We start from the raw sequence: 15,519 nt of genomic DNA, 5'->3' as shown, positions 1-15,519 counted from the left end.
CCCCGTCCGTGTGAGGTGGTTTCGCCTAACATAGGGAGCACCCGCTGGCTTGCCAAGCGCGGCGCTCCGTCTCGGTTAAGCAAGCGGTTCAATGTGTCCGCGCCAAGGCGAAGCGGGCGGTTCCGGCGCGCCGACGAGGCGCGCAAGCGCCGCCGCCGGGCCGAGGTCGAAGGCCGGCAGATGGCGGACCCACGGCCCGGTGACCGGGGTGCACGCGACCGCAGCGCGGCCGGCGGTCGGGCCGAGGCACACGCCGCCGCGCCACAGCGCCGGTTCGGCCGCCATCGCCGCCCGTGCCAGCGCGGCCGGAGCGCCGTCGCCGATCGCCGCGGCCGGGACCGGCACCCGGCCGAGCGCGGCGATGGTGGCTGCGTCGCCGCCGGCCGGCGGGATTTCTGCCTCGCGGCGCGCGATCCGGTAGCGGCCGTCCCACACCACCGGGTCCGCGCCGAGCGGCACGGCGGGCAGCCCGCGCGCCTCGCGCAGCAGGAAGACGCCCTCGCGCCGGCGCACGACCAGCGCCCGCGACAAGGTGGCGCGGCACGGCCCGGCGGCAAGCCGCGCGGCCAGCGCCCGGGTGCGCGCCAGGTCGGCGAGCTGGTCGCGGCCGCCCGCCACGGCGAGCAGCAGGCGCAGCGCGTGGACGGCCGTCTCGGCCTCGCCCGCAAGCGCCGCCGGGTCGACACGCAAGAGGCCCGGCGCGACCCGCGCCGCCGCCGCGTCGATCAGCGCCGCCGCCGACCGGTTGAGCCCGCGGCGCGCCGCCGCCGCCTGCCGGGCCTCGGTCAGCCGGGCGGCGATCGCCGGTTCGTCGAGCGCGGCACGCAGCCGGGCGCGCTCGAAGGCGGGGTCGCGGTTGCTCGGATCGTCGTGCCAGGCGACGCCGTGCGCCTGCAGCACCCGGCGCAGCGCTACCCGCCGCGTGCCGAGCAGCGGGCGCACGAACCACACCCGGCCGTCATAGAGCGTCGCCGGCGCGATGCCGGCCATGCCGCGCCCGCCGCCGCGGCCGGCCCGCATGGCCACCGTCTCGGCCTGGTCGTCGGCGGTGTGGCCGGTCAGCACGAGGTCGGTGCCGGCCGCGCCGGCCGCTTCGGCAAGCAGCGCATGGCGCGCCGCGCGCGCGGCCGCCTGCAAGCCGCTCGCCGGCCGCCGCGCCCGCCAGGCGACGGTGCGGTGGGCGATGCCGCGCGCCGCGCACAGCCGCGCGACCGCCTCCGCCTCCGCGCCCGAGCCGGGCCGCAGCCGGTGGTCGACGGTCACGGCCACGAGGGCCGGCGGCGCGGCGAGCCGCGCCAGATAGGCCTGGAAGAGCAGCAGCAGGGCGAGCGAATCGCCGCCGCCCGACACCGCGGCGACGACGGTGGTGCGTCCTGCAAGGTGGAGGTCGCCGAACAGGCGGCCGGGGTCGGGAAGAGGCTCGTGCGCCCGGGTCAGCACCCGGCCAGCGCCCGTTCCTGCCGGACGCGCTCGCGCAGCGCGTCGGAGGCGCCGGGATAGCGCTTGCCGATCTCGTCATAGGTGGCGCAGGCGACGTCGCGCTGGTTCATGGCGGCCAGCGAGATGCCGAGCTTGAGCAGCATGTCGGGCGCCTTCTTCGCGTCGGGATACTCGCGGTTGGCGCGCAGGAAGACCTCGGCCGCGTCGCGGTAGCGGTCCTGGCCGAGCAGCGCCTCGCCGAGCCAGAAATGCGCGTCCGAGGCGCGCGGGTCGCCGGGAAAGCGGTCGATGTGGTCGCGGAATCCGGCCTCCGCCGTGCGGTAGTCGCCCGACAGGATGAACTCGTAGGCGTTGCGGTAGAGCTCTTCCGGGTCGTCGGTCGGCGGCAGCGCTGCGACGGTGGTCTGGTCGGCGGCCTGCGAGCCCTGCGGGGCGGCGGCCGCGCCCGCCCCGTCTTCTGCTGGCGCGGAGGCCGCCGGCGCCGGATCGCCCGGCGCCGCGCCCACCACGTTGCCGTCGGCATCGAAGGTGATCGAGCCGAAGGTGCGCTCGGGCTCGCCGCGTGCCACCGCGACATCGTCGCCGGCCGCCGGCGCGCCCTCCTGCGCCGCCGTCGCCGGCGGCGCCTCGCCGCCGGCCGGGGCGCCGGCATCGGAGCGCTGCTCGAGCTGCTGGAAGCGGAACTCGTTGTCTTCCTGCATGCGGCGCATCTGGTCCTGCATCTGCAGGATCTGGAAGTTGAGCTCCTCGATGCGGCCGTTGAGCTGGCGCACCTGCTCTTCCAGCGCGGTGACGCGCGGGTCGACCGCCTGGGCGAGCAGCACCGGCGCGTCCGACCCGTCCGGAAGCCCGGCCGCCGGACGCGGCGTGCGGACCGGATCGGGTTGTGCGGCCAGCGCGGCCCGCGCCTCGTGTGCACCGTCGGCCGGGCCGCGGAGCGCGGCGGCCGGGCTTGCCACGGCCGCCAGGAGCGGCAGCGCCAAGACGCCGCTCAGGACTGTTCGCGTTATCATGTCGATCGCGCCCTTGAAGACAATTGGCTGCGGCGCGCGGCCGCACTCGATTGGCTTCTATCAGGTCGCGAGACTTCGGCCAAATTTTGATGCCGCCGCCTCTGTGCGCCGCAGGACGGCGGCCGGGGTCAGCTTCCCGCGCCGTTGAGCACCGTGACCGCGCGCCGGTTCTGCGACCAGCACGAGATGTCGTCGCACACCGCCACCGGGCGCTCCTTGCCGTAGGAGATCGTCTTCATGCGCGTGGCCTGCACGCCCTGCGAGACGAGGAAGTCGCGGGTGGCCGCCGCGCGCCGGGCGCCGAGCGCCAGGTTGTACTCGCGCGTGCCGCGCTCGTCGGCATGGCCCTCGATGGTGATCGAGTAGGACGGATACTGGCGCAGCCACTGCGCCTGGCGCGCCAGCGTCGCCTGCGCGTCGGCCCGGATCACCGAGGAATCGGTGTCGAAGAAGACGCGGTCGCCGATCTTCACGGTGAACTCCTGGCGCGAGCCGGGCGTCGCCGCCCCGTCGAGCCCGATCTCGGCGGCCGTGTTGGGCACCGATTGCTTCGAAGCGCAGCCGGCAAGGGCGAGCGAGGCCACCAGGGCCACGGCCATCGGGCTGCGGGTCAATGCTGCGATACGGCGCATGGCCGCCTCTCCTTGGCATTCGAGTGAAACCGTTCAACGATCAGTAACCACGTGTGGGTTAACCGCCCCTCAAGACGGATGGTTAACGGATCGTTGCGCCGCGCCGGCCGAATCGTCCCCCGGCCACGGCCCGTCCCGGCCACCGTAGGGCCAATTGGGGCGGAAACGCGGCGTCTGCGCCCTATTCGAGCAGCGGCGACCAGGCCGGGTCGGAGGCGAAGTTGGGCGTGTCGATGCGCTGCTCGTTGCGGCCGGTCAGGTCGATCGTGTGGAGCTGCGGCCCGCCGCTGCCGGCCTGCTGGCGGAAGAACATCAGCACCCGCCCGTTCGGCGCCCAGGTCGGTCCCTCCTGCAGGAAGCCGGTGGTCAGGATGCGCTCCTGCGAGCCGTCGGTGCGCATGACGCCGATCGAGAACTCGCCGCCCGACTGCTTGGTGAAGGCGATCAGGTCGCCGCGCGGCGACCACACCGGCGTCGAGTAGTTGCCGTTGCCGAACGAGATGCGCCGCGGGTCGGAGCCGTCGGCGTTCATCACGTAGATCTGCGGCCGGCCGCCGCGGTCCGAGGTGAAGACGATCTGCTGCCCGTCCGGCGCGTAGGACGGCGAGGTGTCGATCGAATTGGAGCTGGTCAGCCGCGTCGTGTTGCGGCTTCTCAGGTCCATCGTGAAGATGTTCGAGTTGCCGTCGTCGCGCAGCAGGCTCATGATGACCTTCTGGCCGTCGGGCGAGAAGCGCGGCGCGAAGGTCATGCCGGGGAAGTTGCCGACGAGCTCGCGCTGCCCGGTCTCGATCTGCAAGAGATAGACCTGCGGCTGGCCGCTCTCGTAGGACATGTAGGTGATTTCCTGGCGCGTCGGCGAGAAGCGCGGCGTCAGCACGATCGCCCGGCCGTCAGACAGGAAGCGGTGGTTGGCGCCGTCCTGGTCCATGATGGCCAGTCGCTTGACGCGGCGGTCGCGCGGGCCCGACTCGTCGATGTAGACGATGCGGGTGTCGAAATAGCCCTTCTCGCCCGTCAGCCGCTCGTAGATCGTGTCGGCGATGATGTGCGCGACGCGGCGCCAGTTGGCCGGCGTGGCGAAGAACTGCTCGCCGACGAGCTGCTGGCCGGCGAAGGTGTCCCACAGCCGGAACTCGGCGCGCAGCCGGCCGCCGGATTCCTGCGTCACCCGGCCGGTGACCAGCGCCTGGGCGTTGATCACGCGCCAGTCCTCGAAGCGTGGCGCCACGTCGGGATTGGAGATCTTCTCGATGAAGGCGGCCTTGTCGATCGGCGCGAACAGGCCGGAGCGCCGCAGGTCGGCCTCGACGACCGCGGCGATCTGCGCGCCCATGCCGTCGGCCGACAGGAACTCGGTGACGGCGATCGGCAGCGGCTCGACCACGCCCTTGTTGACGTCGATCTCGACCAGCGCGCGCGCCGGCAGGCTCGCCGTCAGGAACGCGGCGAAGAGCGCGCAGAGGGTGAGAAGCGTGCGATGGGATCGTCTCATTGGGGGTCCTTGCCTTCCTGGTCGCCCGCGCGGTGGTCGGACTGGGGTCTCAGAACATCTCGCTGGGGTCGAAGTTGACGACGATGCGCGACCACACCTCGGCCTTGCCGGCCGGCAGCCGCAGGCCCTGCTGGTCGCACTTCTGGATGGCGCGCACCGCGCTCTCGTCGAACTGGCGGTGGCCGCTCGAGCTGACCACCCGCGGCATGCCGTCGATCCGCCCGTCGCTGCCGACGCTGAACTCGACCGAGGCGCGCAGCCCGTCCGCGCCCTCCGCGCCGATCGGGATGTTCCAGCAGCCGCTGAGCTGGCTGCGCAGCGCCTCCATCTCGCCCTGGCTGAGCTGCTCGGCGGTGGTGCGCTCGCCGCCCAGCGCGGCCTGCTGGCGCGAGCGCTGCGCGCCGCCGCCGGCGTCGTCCTCCTGGTTGAGCAGCGCGGCGATCTGGTCCTCGTCGAACGCGCTGTCGCTGTCGGCCGTCTGCTGCGGCCGCGGCCGCGGCGGCTCCGGCCGCGTCTGCGGCACCGGCGCGCTTTCGGGCAGCGCCACACGCTCGGGCTCGGGCTCGGGCTCGGGCTGCGGCTCCGGCTCGGCCTCCTCGGCGATGGTCTCGGCCACCGGATCAGGCTCGGGCGCCGGCTGCGGCGGCGCCGGCTCGGCCTCGGCCTGCGGCGCGGGCGCCGGGGCGGGTTCGGGCTCCGGCGCGGGGTCGGGCTCCGGCGCCGGCTCGGGCTCGGGCGGCGGCGCCGCCGCGCTCTCCACCGGGCGCGGGCTTTCGTTCGGCGTCGGCGGCGTGTCGAGGTCGACGTCGTTGTCGCCCACGGTGCGCGCGTCCTCCACCGTGTCGGGCCGCTCGGTCGGCTGCGGCGCCGGCGTGTCGGCGGGCTCGGCCGCGCTGTCGCCGGCCTGCATCTGGGTGATCGCGCCGATCGGCACGATGTCGACCGGCAGCGCCTCGACGTCGGCCGTCTCGAACGCCTTCGGCGCCGGCAGCGAGACGAGGCCGATGCCGATCAGGGCCGCATGCAGGGCCACCGATGTGACGAGGCCGGTCTTCATCGCGCCGTCAGTTGTCCTGTTCCTGCAGGGTGACCAGGCCGAGATTGCGGTAGCCGGCGGCCGAGATGCGCGCCATCACCCGCATCACGGTGCCGTAGTCGGCCGCCCGGTCGCCGCGCACGTAGATGCGCTCGTCATAGCCGGCCCGGGCGATGGCCTGCAGCTTGGCCACGACCTCCTCGAGCGGCACCTCGGTCTCCTGCAGGAAGACCTGGCCGGACTGGTTGACCGACACGGTGATCGGCTCGGTCTCCGAGTTGAGCGCCTGCGCCTGCGTCTCCGGCAGGTCGATCGGCACGCCGACGGTGAGCAGCGGCGCCGCCACCATGAAGATGATGAGCAGCACCAGCATCACGTCGACGAACGGCGTGACGTTGATCTCCGACATCAGCGCCTGCCGCCGACCGCGGCGGCGGTGGCCGTTGCGCCCCTGCGAGCCCACTGACATTGCCATCGCGACCGCTCCCTACGCCCTGGCGGCGACCTTCTCATCGATTTGCCGCGACAGTATGGCGGAGAACTCGTCGGCGAAGCCCTCCATGCGCACGGCCAGCTTGCCGGCGTCCGACGTCAGCTTGTTGTAGGCGATGACGGCCGGGATCGCGGCCAAGAGGCCGAGCGCGGTCGCCAGCAGCGCCTCGGCGATGCCCGGCGCCACGACGGCCAGATTGGTCGACTTCGAGCCGGCGATCGCCTGGAACGAGGTCATGATGCCGACCACGGTGCCGAACAGGCCGATGAACGGGGCGGCCGAGCCGATCGAGGCGAGGAAGCCGAGCCGGCCCTCGAGCCGCTCCATCTCGCGCGTCAGCGCCAGGTCCATCGCCTTGTCGATGCGCGTCTGCAGCCCGAGCGGCGAACGGGCGCCCTTTTCGAACGACTTCTTCCATTCGCGCATGGCGGCGACGAAGATCGAGCCCATGCCGCTGGTCTTCTTCTCCGACAGGCCGCGATAGAGCTCCTCGAGCGACTGGCCCGACCAGAACACCTGCTCGAAGCGGTCGAGCGCGGTGCGCATGCGCGCGAAGGCGATCGCCTTGTCGATGATGATGGCCCAGCTCCACACGGAGGCGAAGATCAGGCCGATCATCACCAGCTTGACGACCCAGCCGGCCTGCCAGAACAGCGCCCAGATCGACAGATCGCCGCCGGGGGCGGCCAGTTCGCTTGGGTTCATGAATTCCCGTCCTCAGTCGGCGGGGGCGGCACGGGGGCCTTGCCGGCCGGGCCGCTCCCGCGAGCACTTGCCGTCGGCATGAACCGCGGCGCACCGCCTCGAGCGGCGTTCAGGCCGCTTCTTTCGGTCAATTTTGGTCAAAGGAAGGCGTCTGCGGTCCATGCGGATTCTCTCCGCTTCGTTCATGGACCGTTATGGTTAAGGATCTGTTAGAGCCTTCTTCGGCGAAGGGGTAGCCGCTTCGCCGCCCGCAACCGCGTCACGGCGGCGAGGCGGAGCCGACCGGCGGACCGCTCGCGGGCGGAACGGCCGTCAGGACGCGGCGTCGCCGGTCGCGCCGCGCGGCATGAAGGCGGCGATCCAGTCGCGCGGAAAACGTCGCGGCCGGCCCTCGGCGCCGATGATCGCCGCCTCGACGCGGGCGGAGACGAGACGCTGCTCGCCGCGCCGGATCTCCTGCGCCATGAAGATGCGCGCGCCCGAGATGCGCTCGGTGCGCGTGTCGACGATAAGCACGTCGTCGATGCGCGCCGGACCGCGAAAGTCGAGCTCCATGCGCTTGACGACCCAGACCAGCTTCTCGCCGTGCTTGCCGTCGGCGAGCTCGGTGTGGTGGACGCCGGCCAGGCGCAGGAAATCCGAGCGGCCGCGCTCGAAGAACTCGAGATAGCGCGCGTGATAGACGACGCCGGAAAAGTCCGTGTCGGCGAAATAGACCCGCACGAGCAGCCGGTGCCCGTCCTCCGTCAGCCGGCCGGCAAGCCCCGCCGCCAGCATCGCATCGCCGTCGCTGTGTCCGTTCATGTCGTCTCCCGCCGTCACCGGCTGCCTCGCGCCGCTCCGTGCGCGCGCCGGTGCCTAGTCCTCGTTCTGGAACAGCGCGATCTGCGCCTGCGCCACGCCCTGCGGCGCCTCGAGGCCGAGATGGCTCCAGGCGCGGCCGGCCAGCACGCGGCCGCGCGGCGTGCGCTGGATGAAGCCCTGCTGGATGAGATAGGGCTCGATGATGTCCTCGATCGCGTCGCGCGGCTCCGACAGCGCGGCGGCCAGTGTCTCGACGCCGACCGGCCCGCCGCCGAAATTGCGCGCGATCATCGTCAGGTAGCGCCGGTCGAGCTGGTCGAGGCCCTGGCCGTCGACCTCGAGCCGCGACAGCGCCGCGTCGGCGACGGCGCGCGAGACATGCGCCTCGCCGGCCACCGCGGCGAAGTCGCGCACCCGGCGCAACAGCCGGCCGGCGATGCGCGGCGTGCCGCGCGCGCGCTGCGCGATCTCGCGCGCGCCGTCGGCGCCGAGCGGCAGGCCGAGGATGCGCGCGCCGCGCCGCACGATCGTCTCCAGCTCCTCGGTGGTGTAGAAGTCGAGCCGGATCGGAATGCCGAAGCGGTCGCGCAGCGGCGTCGTCAGAAGCCCCAGCCGCGTCGTGGCGGCGACCAGCGTGAAGCGGGCGAGGTCGATCTTGACCGAGCGCGCGGCCGGCCCCTCGCCGATGATCAGGTCGAGCTGGTAGTCCTCCATCGCCGGATAGAGGATCTCCTCGACCGCCGGATTGAGCCGGTGGATCTCGTCGATGAACAGGACGTCGCGCTCCTCCAGATTGGTGAGCAGCGCGGCGAGGTCGCCGGCCTTGGCGATCACCGGGCCGGAGGTGGCGCGGAAGTTGACGCCGAGCTCGCGCGCCACGATCTGCGCCAGCGTCGTCTTGCCGAGGCCGGGCGGGCCGACGAACAGCACGTGGTCGAGCGCCTCGCCGCGACCGCGCGCGGCCTCGACGAAGACCTTGAGATTGGCGCGCGCGGCCGCCTGGCCGACGAAATCGTCGATCGTCTGCGGCCGCATGGTGGCCTCGGCGTCCTCGCCGCGCTTGTCGGGCGAGATCAGGCGGGCGGGATCGCTCACGGCATCAGTCCGGCGGCAGGAAGGCCCGCCGCCGCCTCGGTGTCGGATGTCCCGAGACTGGCGCAACCCGGCGCGCAACACAAGGCAGCCGCCGGCGCGCGAGCGCGTCGCCGCCGCGCCTCGGCCGGCGGTGCGAGCTCGCCTTCGGGCGGCAGCGCGGTTTTCTTCCCCATCGTCCGCTCCATTCCTGTCGTCCCGGCCTTCGCAGACGGGCCGCGCATGCGCAAGCGCGCCGCCCGGCGCCTCAGCCGGCCAGCGCCTTTAGCCCGAGACGGATCAGCCGCGCCGAATCCGCCGCCTCGCCGGCTTCCTTCATCGCCGCGGCGACGGCATTGGCCGCGACGTCGCGCGGATAGCCGAGATTGGTCAGCGCCGAGACCGCATCGGCCGCCGGCGCCGGCGCCGCGCCCTCGCCGAGCTCCTGCGCGAAGCCGGAGGCGCCGCCGCCCGCGGCCAGCGCCGGCCCCTTGCCCTTGAGCTCGCTGACGATGCGCTCGGCCACCTTCTTGCCGACGCCGGGCGAGCGCGCCACCATGGCCGTGTCGCGCAGCGCGATCGCGTTCGACAGGTCGGCCGCCGACAGGGTCGACAGCACCGACAGCGCGACGCGCGCGCCGACGCCCTGCACGTTCTGCAGCAGCCGGAACCATTCGCGCTCGGCCGCCGAGGCGAAGCCGAACAGCCGGATGGCGTCCTCGCGCACATAGGTCTCGATGAACAGCGTCGCCGCCGTGCCCGCTTCCAGCGCCGCCAGCGTGCGCGCCGGACAGAAGGCGACATAGCCGACGCCGCCGACGTCGATGATGCAGTGATCCTCGTCGACCGCGTCGACGATGCCCTTGAGCTTGCCGATCATGGCCGCATGTCCGGCACGGCGAGAGCGCGCCGGACGACACGGCATGCCGGGGCCGGGCGCACGCGCCGGGACCGGCGCAGCATCGTCTCATCGCCCCTCATTGCCGGGTCCCCCTTGCTCGATCCGCCCGCGCCGGCCCGAAAGGTCGCAGCAGGCCCCGTCCGGCCGGCAAGCCATAGCGCCCCGCGCGAGAACAGGTCAAGAACATCCTAGCCGGCCGCGGCCAGCCGCGCCGCCGGGCTGGCGCGGTGGTGGGCATGGCAGATCGCCACCGCCAGCGCGTCGGCGGCATCGGCACCGTCGATCACCGCCTTGGGCAGCAGCACCTTGACCATCATGTGGATCTGCGTCTTGTCGCCATGGCCGACGCCGACGACCGCCTTCTTCACCGCATTGGGCGCGTACTCGGCGACCGGCAGGCCGGCCCGCGCCGGCACCAGCATGGCGATGCCGCGCGCCTGGCCGAGCTTCAGCGTGGCCGTGGCGTCCTTGTTGACGAAGGTGCTCTCGACGGCCGCCATGTCGGGCGCATGGCGCGCCAGCACGGCGGCCAGGCCGTCGTGGATCTGGCACAGCCGGCTGGCGAGGTCGGCCTTGTCGTCGGAGCGCACCGTGCCGGCCGCCACGAAGGCGAGCGCGTTGCCGATGCTGTCGACGATGCCCCAGCCGGTGCGCCGCAGGCCGGGGTCGATGCCGAGGATGCGAATCGCGCGTGTCATGCCGGCAGGCTAACCCAATCGCGCCGCGGCGCCCGCGCGAATTTTCGCCGCGACGCGACGGTGGCCGCGCTGGACCAACCGATAGGGCCGGCCGGGATCAACGGCCGGGCGGCCGCGACCGGCTATGGCGGCTGCTGGAGGAGCCGGTGCCGTGCCGTTCGAGATCGACCCGCGCCTGATCGTGCTGTTCGTCTGCGTCGCCGTGGCCGGCGTGGCGCGCGGGCTGGCCGGCTTCGGCACCGGCATGATCATCGTGCCGCCGGCCGCCGCCCTCTACGGCCCGCAGGCGGCGATCGTCATCGTCGTGGTCGTCGACACGCTGCCGGCGGTCCCGCTGACGCTGCCGGTGCTGCGGCTCGCCCGCTGGCGCGAGGTGCTGCCGGTCTTCGCCGGCCTCTTCCTGCTGGTGCCGGCCGGCGTGCTGATCCTCAAGGCGAGCGACCCGGTCGCGCTGCGCTGGGCGATCTCGCTGCTGATCCTGGCGCTCGTCGTCCTGCTTCTGTCGGGCTGGCGCTACCGCGGCCCGCGCACGCCGGCCACCTCGTTCGCCGCCGGCGGGCTGGCCGGGCTGCTGCAGGGCACCGCCTCGCTGCCCGGCCCGCCGCTCATCGTCTACTGGCTGGGCGCGACGATCCCGGCCGCGCTGATGCGCGCCAACCTGATGACGCTGCTGCTGCTCGGCGAGTTCGTGTCGCTCGTCAATCTATGGCTCGCCGGCGTGATGACGCGCGAGGCGGTCGCCACCGGCGTGCTCGCCGCGCCGGTCTACTTCGCCGGGCTGCTTGCCGGCTGGCTCGCGTTCTCGCGCGCCAACGAGGCGGTCTATCGCCGGGTGGCCTTCGGGCTGATCGTGCTGGCCGCCGTGCTCGCGCTGCCGCCGCTCGACCGCGCCTTTTCCGCGCTCGCCTCGGCGGTCGCCGGCTAAGGCGTTTCCAGGCGAGGTGGAAACCGGTTCGCCGTCCGGAGACGCGTCAAAACGACAAGCGAAGCGGACGCCGCTTCGTCATGCGCAGACGGGGTCTCGACCCCGCGTCGCGCGGCCGCCTCAGCCGCCGCCGAAGGCCGTCTTGAGAAGCGTGATCTGGTCGGAGACGGGGTTGCTCGCCGCCCAGCCCTGCGGCTCCTCGATCCGGGCGCCGCCATAGATCTGCTCGTCCATGCGCCGCACCAGCGCCTGCAGGCTGAGCGAGCGCTCGACGATGCTGCGGAACGGCGCGGGAAGCTCGCCCCAGCCCGGCACGTCCTCCTGCGCGGAGGCGGTGTCGAGGCGCACCTTGGTCTTTTCCGCCGCCACCTGCTCGCGCGTCATCTCGCCGGAATTGGCGGCGCGCTGAAGCAGCAGCCAGGAGGCGATCTGCATCAGCCGGGTGGTCAGCCGCATCGATTCGGCGGCATAGAGCGTGGCGGCGACGCGCGACAGGGTGCGCGCGGCCGCCCGTCCCTCGCCGTCGAGGTACTCGGCCGCCTCCTCCACGAGGCCCATTCCCTCGTCGTAGAGCGGCTTGAAGGATTCCGAGAAGATGCGCCGCTCGGCGAGACTGACCGTCTTCCTGTCGCGGTTCGCGTCCGTTTCCGACATCACCCTTCCTTCGTCTCCCACCGGCGAAACCGGCTCCCCACGGGATAACGGATTCCCATCCGGCGGATGCGGAAAATGCGCCGGAAGGCGCGCCAAGGCAAGGCCCTGGCTAACGGAGGGTTAACGGTCGGTGCGAAAAAAAGAGCCGCACAGGCGGCTCTCAGGAGTTTAACAGGGAGGCGTCAAACAGAATGGCTCCAGCCACTCGGTAAGAATCCAGATCACTGGATGCCCCAGTAAACGCACGTAAAGCTTAACCCGGGGTTAACGCGGCGCGCCGCCCTCGAACTTTCCGGCTCCGTCTGTGCCGAAACGGGACGGCCGTCGCTCAGTCGAGCGCCCGGGCCATGTCGCGCAGCCGGAACTTCTGGATCTTGCCGGTCGAGGTCTTGGGAATCTCGGCGAAGATCACGTGGCGCGGGCACTTGAAGCGCGCCAGCAGCGACCGGCAGTGCGCGACGATCTCCGCCTCGCTGGCGCTGCTGCCCGGCTTGAGCTCGACATAGGCGACCGGCGTCTCGCCCCAGCGTTCGTCAGCCCGCGCGACGACGCCGCACGCCGCCACCGCCGGGTGCTTGTAGAGCGCGTCCTCGACCTCGATGGACGAGATGTTCTCGCCGCCCGAGATGATGATGTCCTTGGAGCGGTCCTTGAGCTGGATGTAGCCGTCCGGGTGCAGGACGCCGAGATCGCCGGAATGGAACCAGCCGCCGGCGAAGGCCTCGTCGCTCGCCTTGCGGTTCTTCAGATAGCCCTTCATCACGATGTTGCCGCGGAACATCACCTCGCCGATCGTCTCGCCGTCGTCCGGCACGCGCCGCATGGTCCTGGGGTCCATCACCGTCAGGTCCTCGAGCGCGGCGTAGCGCACGCCCTGGCGCGCCTTGCGCGTCGCCTTGCCGGCCCGGTCGAGATGGTCCCAGTCGCTGTGCCACTCGTTGACGACGGCCGGGCCGTAGGTCTCGGTGAGGCCGTAGAGATGGGTGACGGCGAAGCCGGCGTCGGCCATCGCCGACAGCACCGCCTCGGGCGGCGGCGCGGCCGCGGTGTTGAAGGTGACCGTCTGCGGGAAGGCACGGCGCGCCTCCGGCGGCGCGTTGACCAGCGCCGACATGACCACCGGCGCGCCGCACAGATGGGTCACCCCGTGCTCGGCGATCGCCTCGTATATCGCCGCCGCCCGCACCCAGCGCAGGCACACATGGGTGCCGGCCTGGATGGCCAGCGTCCACGGGAAGCACCAGCCGTTGCAGTGGAACATCGGCAGCGTCCACAGATAGACCGCGTGCCGCCCCATGCCGGCATGGATGGTGTTGGCATAGGCCATCAGCGCGGCGCCGCGGTGGTGGTAGACGACGCCCTTGGGGTTGCCCGTCGTGCCGGAGGTGTAGTTGAGCGCGATCGCGTCCCATTCGTCGTCGGGCATCGCCCAGGCGTGGTCGGGATCGCCGGAGGCGACGAAGGCCTCGTAGTCGGTGCTGCCGATCCGCGCCCCCTTCGGATACGGCGCGTCGTCGGGGTATTCGGGATCGTCGTAGTCGATCACCAGCGGCCGCACCCGTGTGCGCTCCAGCGCCTCCCGCACCACGGCGGAGAACTCGCGGTCGACGATCAGCACCTTGCAGTCGGCATGGTCGAGCTGGAAGGCGACGATCGCCGCGTCGAGCCGCGTGTTGAGCGAATGCAGCACCGCGCGCGTCATCGGCACGGCGAAATGCGCCTCCAGCATCGGCGGCGTGTTCGACAGCATCACCGAGACGGTGTCGCCCTTGCCGATGCCGTGGGCGGCGAGCGCGCCGGCGAGCTGCCGCGCGCGGCGCCAGAACGCGGCATAGCTGGTGCGCTGACTGCCATGCACGATCGCCACGTGCTCGGGAAACACCTTCGCCGTGCGCTCCAGAAAGGTCAGCGGCGTCAGCGGCTGGTGGTTGGCCGCGTTGCGGTCGAGGTCGATCTCGTAGGGGTTTTCGGCTGGCGGAGTGGTCACGGTGCGCCTCCCATTGCGCGTCGTCTTTTTTTCTTCCCGGCTGCGTTTATGCACGCCGGCGCGGGCCGCGTCATCAGCCGACGAGCGCCCCCACCCCGTCATAGATCAGCTTGAGCGCGACGATCAGCACCATCGCGTACATGAAGGGGTAGAACACCGCCGCCCGCATGCGCCGCACCAGCCAGGCGCCGGCCAGCGTGGCCAGCGGCGCCACCGGCACCAGCACCAGCGAGGCCGACAGGTTGGTCGCGTCGAACTGGCCGAGCGCCATGTAGGGCACCACCTTCACCGCGTTGACGACGGCGAAGTAGATCACGCTGGTGCCGGTGTAGACGCGCGGGTCGTGGCGCAGCGGCAGCGTGTACACCTGGTAGGGCGGCCCGCCGGCATGCGCGACGAAGCTGGTGAAGCCCGACACCGTGCTCCACCACAGGCCGCGCGCCGGGCTGTGCGACGCCGCGCGGCCGCCGCCGGCGAGCCGCTCGCGCGCCCAGCGCAGGAAGAACAGCAGCGTGACGACGCCGACGATCAGCCGCACCATCGCCGAGGTGACGAGCGCGGCGGTCAGCCAGCCGATGCCGATGCCGACCATCGCCCCCGGCAGCATGATGGCGAGCGTGCGGCCGTCGCGATAGCCGCGCCAGGTCCACAGCGAGACGAGGTCCATGACGATCAGGATCGGCAGCAGGATGGCCGCCGCCTGCACCGGCGAGACGACCAGCGCCATCAGCGGCACGCCGAGCAGCGCCGTGGCGCCGCCGAAGCCGCCCTTCGACAGGCCGACGAGCACGACGGCCGGCACGGCGGCGGCATAAAACAGCGGATCGGTGAGCAGCGGGGTCATGCGACGGGCGCCTCCGCCGCGCCCCATACGGCAAAGCCGGCGGCTTGGCGAGGCCGCCGGCGCGGCGGCCGCCGCCCCTTCCAGAGCCTCCGCCGATCGGCTATGCCGCCCCATTGCCAACACGATCGCCCGCCAATCAGGGCGCTTCCGGACGCCGTGACCGCCATGACCGCAAGACCCGTGACCGACCGCTGCCGCCTCGTGCTGATCGCCCCGCCACCGGCCGACGGCGACGTCGCGGCGCTCGCCGCGGCGCTGTCGGGCGGCGACGTGGCCTCGCTGATCGTGCCCGCGCACGGCCTCGACGACGACGCGCTGCAGGCGCGCGCCGAGGCGCTCATCGCCGAAGCGCACCGCCGCGACGTCGCCGTGGTGCTCGAGGCCGAGCCGCGCATCGCCGCGCGGACCGGCGCCGACGGCATCCATGTCGAGGCCGGCAAGGCCGCGCTCGCCGACCTGGTGGCGCGCCACCGCGACCGGCTGATGGTCGGCTGCGGCGGCGCCAGGACGCGCGACGACGCGCTCGAGCTCGGCGAGGCGCAGCCCGACTACATCTTCTTCGGCCGCTTCGGCTACGACGGCAAGGAAGAGCCGCATCCGCGCAACCTGGCGCTCGGCCGCTGGTGGGCCGAGATGATCCGCATTCCCTGCATCGTGCTGGGCGGTGCCGCGATCGCCTCGGTCGAGACGGTGGCGGCCACCGGGGCGGAGTTCGTCGCGCTGTCGCAGGCGGTCTTCGCCGCGCCGGACGGGCCGGCCGCGGCGGTGGCGCGCGCCAACGCGGTGCTCGACGAGACGGCGCCGCACCTGGAGGCATGACC

16 protein-coding genes are annotated in these 15,519 nt (G+C 72.4%); 2 read left to right on the top strand and 14 right to left on the bottom strand.

Going from position 1 to position 15,519, the window contains the following annotated elements; all coding sequences use genetic code 11:
* Window positions 1-75: 75 nt before the first annotated feature.
* The 11 genes from tilS to ruvC form a co-directional block, all read right to left on the bottom strand.
* Window positions 76-1,440: a tRNA lysidine(34) synthetase TilS gene (tilS, locus tag N1F89_RS03880; protein ID WP_290081616.1), complete on the bottom strand. Its 1,365-nt coding sequence runs from the start codon at window positions 1,438-1,440 to the stop codon at window positions 76-78.
* A complete protein-coding gene (ybgF, locus tag N1F89_RS03875) occupies window positions 1,434-2,453 on the bottom strand; it encodes a tol-pal system protein YbgF (RefSeq protein ID WP_290081615.1) in 1,020 nt (339 codons plus the stop codon). The genes tilS and ybgF overlap by 7 nt, the downstream gene beginning before the upstream one ends.
* Window positions 2,454-2,581: 128 nt before the next feature.
* Entirely contained in the window at window positions 2,582-3,085 is a 504-nt protein-coding gene (pal, locus tag N1F89_RS03870; protein WP_290081612.1) for a peptidoglycan-associated lipoprotein Pal, read from the bottom strand.
* Between the two features lie 181 nt (window positions 3,086-3,266).
* Window positions 3,267-4,580, bottom strand: coding sequence for a Tol-Pal system beta propeller repeat protein TolB (tolB, locus tag N1F89_RS03865; RefSeq protein WP_290081611.1), 1,314 nt, complete (start codon window positions 4,578-4,580; stop codon window positions 3,267-3,269).
* Window positions 4,581-4,629: 49 nt separating this feature from the next.
* Window positions 4,630-5,637: an energy transducer TonB gene (locus tag N1F89_RS03860; RefSeq protein WP_290081609.1), complete on the bottom strand. Its 1,008-nt coding sequence runs from the start codon at window positions 5,635-5,637 to the stop codon at window positions 4,630-4,632.
* Window positions 5,638-5,644: 7 nt separating this feature from the next.
* Window positions 5,645-6,091 carry a protein TolR gene (gene tolR / locus N1F89_RS03855; protein ID WP_290081608.1) on the bottom strand — a complete coding sequence of 149 codons (447 nt, stop codon included), beginning with the start codon at window positions 6,089-6,091 and terminating at the stop codon, window positions 5,645-5,647.
* A 12-nt stretch (window positions 6,092-6,103) separates the two neighbouring features.
* Window positions 6,104-6,814: a protein TolQ gene (tolQ, locus tag N1F89_RS03850; RefSeq protein ID WP_290081606.1), complete on the bottom strand. Its 711-nt coding sequence runs from the start codon at window positions 6,812-6,814 to the stop codon at window positions 6,104-6,106.
* 312 nt (window positions 6,815-7,126) lie between these two features.
* Window positions 7,127-7,618 (bottom strand): tol-pal system-associated acyl-CoA thioesterase, encoded by a 492-nt coding sequence (gene ybgC / locus N1F89_RS03845; RefSeq protein ID WP_290081604.1) that lies wholly within the window; start codon window positions 7,616-7,618, stop codon window positions 7,127-7,129.
* A 54-nt stretch (window positions 7,619-7,672) separates the two neighbouring features.
* Complete coding sequence (gene ruvB, locus N1F89_RS03840) at window positions 7,673-8,713, bottom strand: Holliday junction branch migration DNA helicase RuvB (protein WP_290081603.1); 1,041 nt, start codon at window positions 8,711-8,713, stop codon at window positions 7,673-7,675.
* Between the two features lie 244 nt (window positions 8,714-8,957).
* A complete protein-coding gene (ruvA, locus tag N1F89_RS03835; protein WP_290081601.1) occupies window positions 8,958-9,569 on the bottom strand; it encodes a Holliday junction branch migration protein RuvA in 612 nt (203 codons plus the stop codon).
* Window positions 9,570-9,778: 209 nt separating this feature from the next.
* Window positions 9,779-10,288 carry a crossover junction endodeoxyribonuclease RuvC gene (ruvC, locus tag N1F89_RS03830; RefSeq protein WP_290081600.1) on the bottom strand — a complete coding sequence of 170 codons (510 nt, stop codon included), beginning with the start codon at window positions 10,286-10,288 and terminating at the stop codon, window positions 9,779-9,781.
* Between the two features lie 151 nt (window positions 10,289-10,439).
* Between ruvC and N1F89_RS03825 the strand changes: the two genes are divergently transcribed.
* Window positions 10,440-11,213, top strand: a complete 774-nt coding sequence (locus N1F89_RS03825; protein WP_290081598.1) for a sulfite exporter TauE/SafE family protein — start codon at window positions 10,440-10,442, stop codon at window positions 11,211-11,213.
* A gap of 120 nt (window positions 11,214-11,333) precedes the next feature.
* On the opposite strand, the gene N1F89_RS03820 is transcribed toward N1F89_RS03825, so the two are convergent.
* The 3 genes from N1F89_RS03820 to N1F89_RS03810 form a co-directional block, all read right to left on the bottom strand.
* Window positions 11,334-11,867 carry a DUF1465 family protein gene (locus tag N1F89_RS03820; protein ID WP_290081596.1) on the bottom strand — a complete coding sequence of 178 codons (534 nt, stop codon included), beginning with the start codon at window positions 11,865-11,867 and terminating at the stop codon, window positions 11,334-11,336.
* A gap of 328 nt (window positions 11,868-12,195) precedes the next feature.
* Complete coding sequence (locus N1F89_RS03815) at window positions 12,196-13,854, bottom strand: acyl-CoA synthetase (protein WP_290081594.1); 1,659 nt, start codon at window positions 13,852-13,854, stop codon at window positions 12,196-12,198.
* A gap of 73 nt (window positions 13,855-13,927) precedes the next feature.
* Window positions 13,928-14,698 carry a sulfite exporter TauE/SafE family protein gene (locus tag N1F89_RS03810; RefSeq protein WP_290081591.1) on the bottom strand — a complete coding sequence of 257 codons (771 nt, stop codon included), beginning with the start codon at window positions 14,696-14,698 and terminating at the stop codon, window positions 13,928-13,930.
* Window positions 14,699-14,863: 165 nt separating this feature from the next.
* On the opposite strand from N1F89_RS03810, the gene N1F89_RS03805 reads away from it, so the two are divergent.
* Complete coding sequence (locus N1F89_RS03805) at window positions 14,864-15,517, top strand: thiamine phosphate synthase (RefSeq protein ID WP_290081590.1); 654 nt, start codon at window positions 14,864-14,866, stop codon at window positions 15,515-15,517.
* Window positions 15,518-15,519: the final 2 nt, after the last annotated feature.

Source organism: Aquibium sp. A9E412 (assembly GCF_030398335.1).
In the GTDB taxonomy this organism is placed as follows: domain Bacteria; phylum Pseudomonadota; class Alphaproteobacteria; order Rhizobiales; family Rhizobiaceae; genus A9E412.
Note: the sequence above shows the minus strand (reverse complement) of the source record. Positions and strands in the feature narration are given on the sequence as shown.

Excerpts from the sequence above, each read along its gene's own strand:
- tolR (WP_290081608.1), bottom strand. The coding sequence starts at position 6,091 with ATGGCAATGTCAGTGGGCTCGCAGGGGCGCAACGGCCACCGCCGCCGC.
- ybgC (WP_290081604.1), bottom strand. The coding sequence starts at position 7,618 with ATGAACGGACACAGCGACGGCGATGCGATGCTGGCGGCGGGGCTTGCC.
- N1F89_RS03820 (WP_290081596.1), bottom strand. The coding sequence starts at position 11,867 with ATGTCGGAAACGGACGCGAACCGCGACAGGAAGACGGTCAGTCTCGCC.
- N1F89_RS03860 (WP_290081609.1), bottom strand. The coding sequence starts at position 5,637 with ATGAAGACCGGCCTCGTCACATCGGTGGCCCTGCATGCGGCCCTGATC.
- ruvC (WP_290081600.1), bottom strand. The coding sequence starts at position 10,288 with ATGACACGCGCGATTCGCATCCTCGGCATCGACCCCGGCCTGCGGCGC.
- N1F89_RS03805 (WP_290081590.1), top strand. The coding sequence starts at position 14,864 with ATGACCGCAAGACCCGTGACCGACCGCTGCCGCCTCGTGCTGATCGCC.
- N1F89_RS03810 (WP_290081591.1), bottom strand. The coding sequence starts at position 14,698 with ATGACCCCGCTGCTCACCGATCCGCTGTTTTATGCCGCCGCCGTGCCG.
- tolB (WP_290081611.1), bottom strand. The coding sequence starts at position 4,580 with ATGAGACGATCCCATCGCACGCTTCTCACCCTCTGCGCGCTCTTCGCC.
- ybgF (WP_290081615.1), bottom strand. The coding sequence starts at position 2,453 with ATGATAACGCGAACAGTCCTGAGCGGCGTCTTGGCGCTGCCGCTCCTG.
- pal (WP_290081612.1), bottom strand. The coding sequence starts at position 3,085 with ATGCGCCGTATCGCAGCATTGACCCGCAGCCCGATGGCCGTGGCCCTG.
- ruvA (WP_290081601.1), bottom strand. The coding sequence starts at position 9,569 with ATGATCGGCAAGCTCAAGGGCATCGTCGACGCGGTCGACGAGGATCAC.
- tolQ (WP_290081606.1), bottom strand. The coding sequence starts at position 6,814 with ATGAACCCAAGCGAACTGGCCGCCCCCGGCGGCGATCTGTCGATCTGG.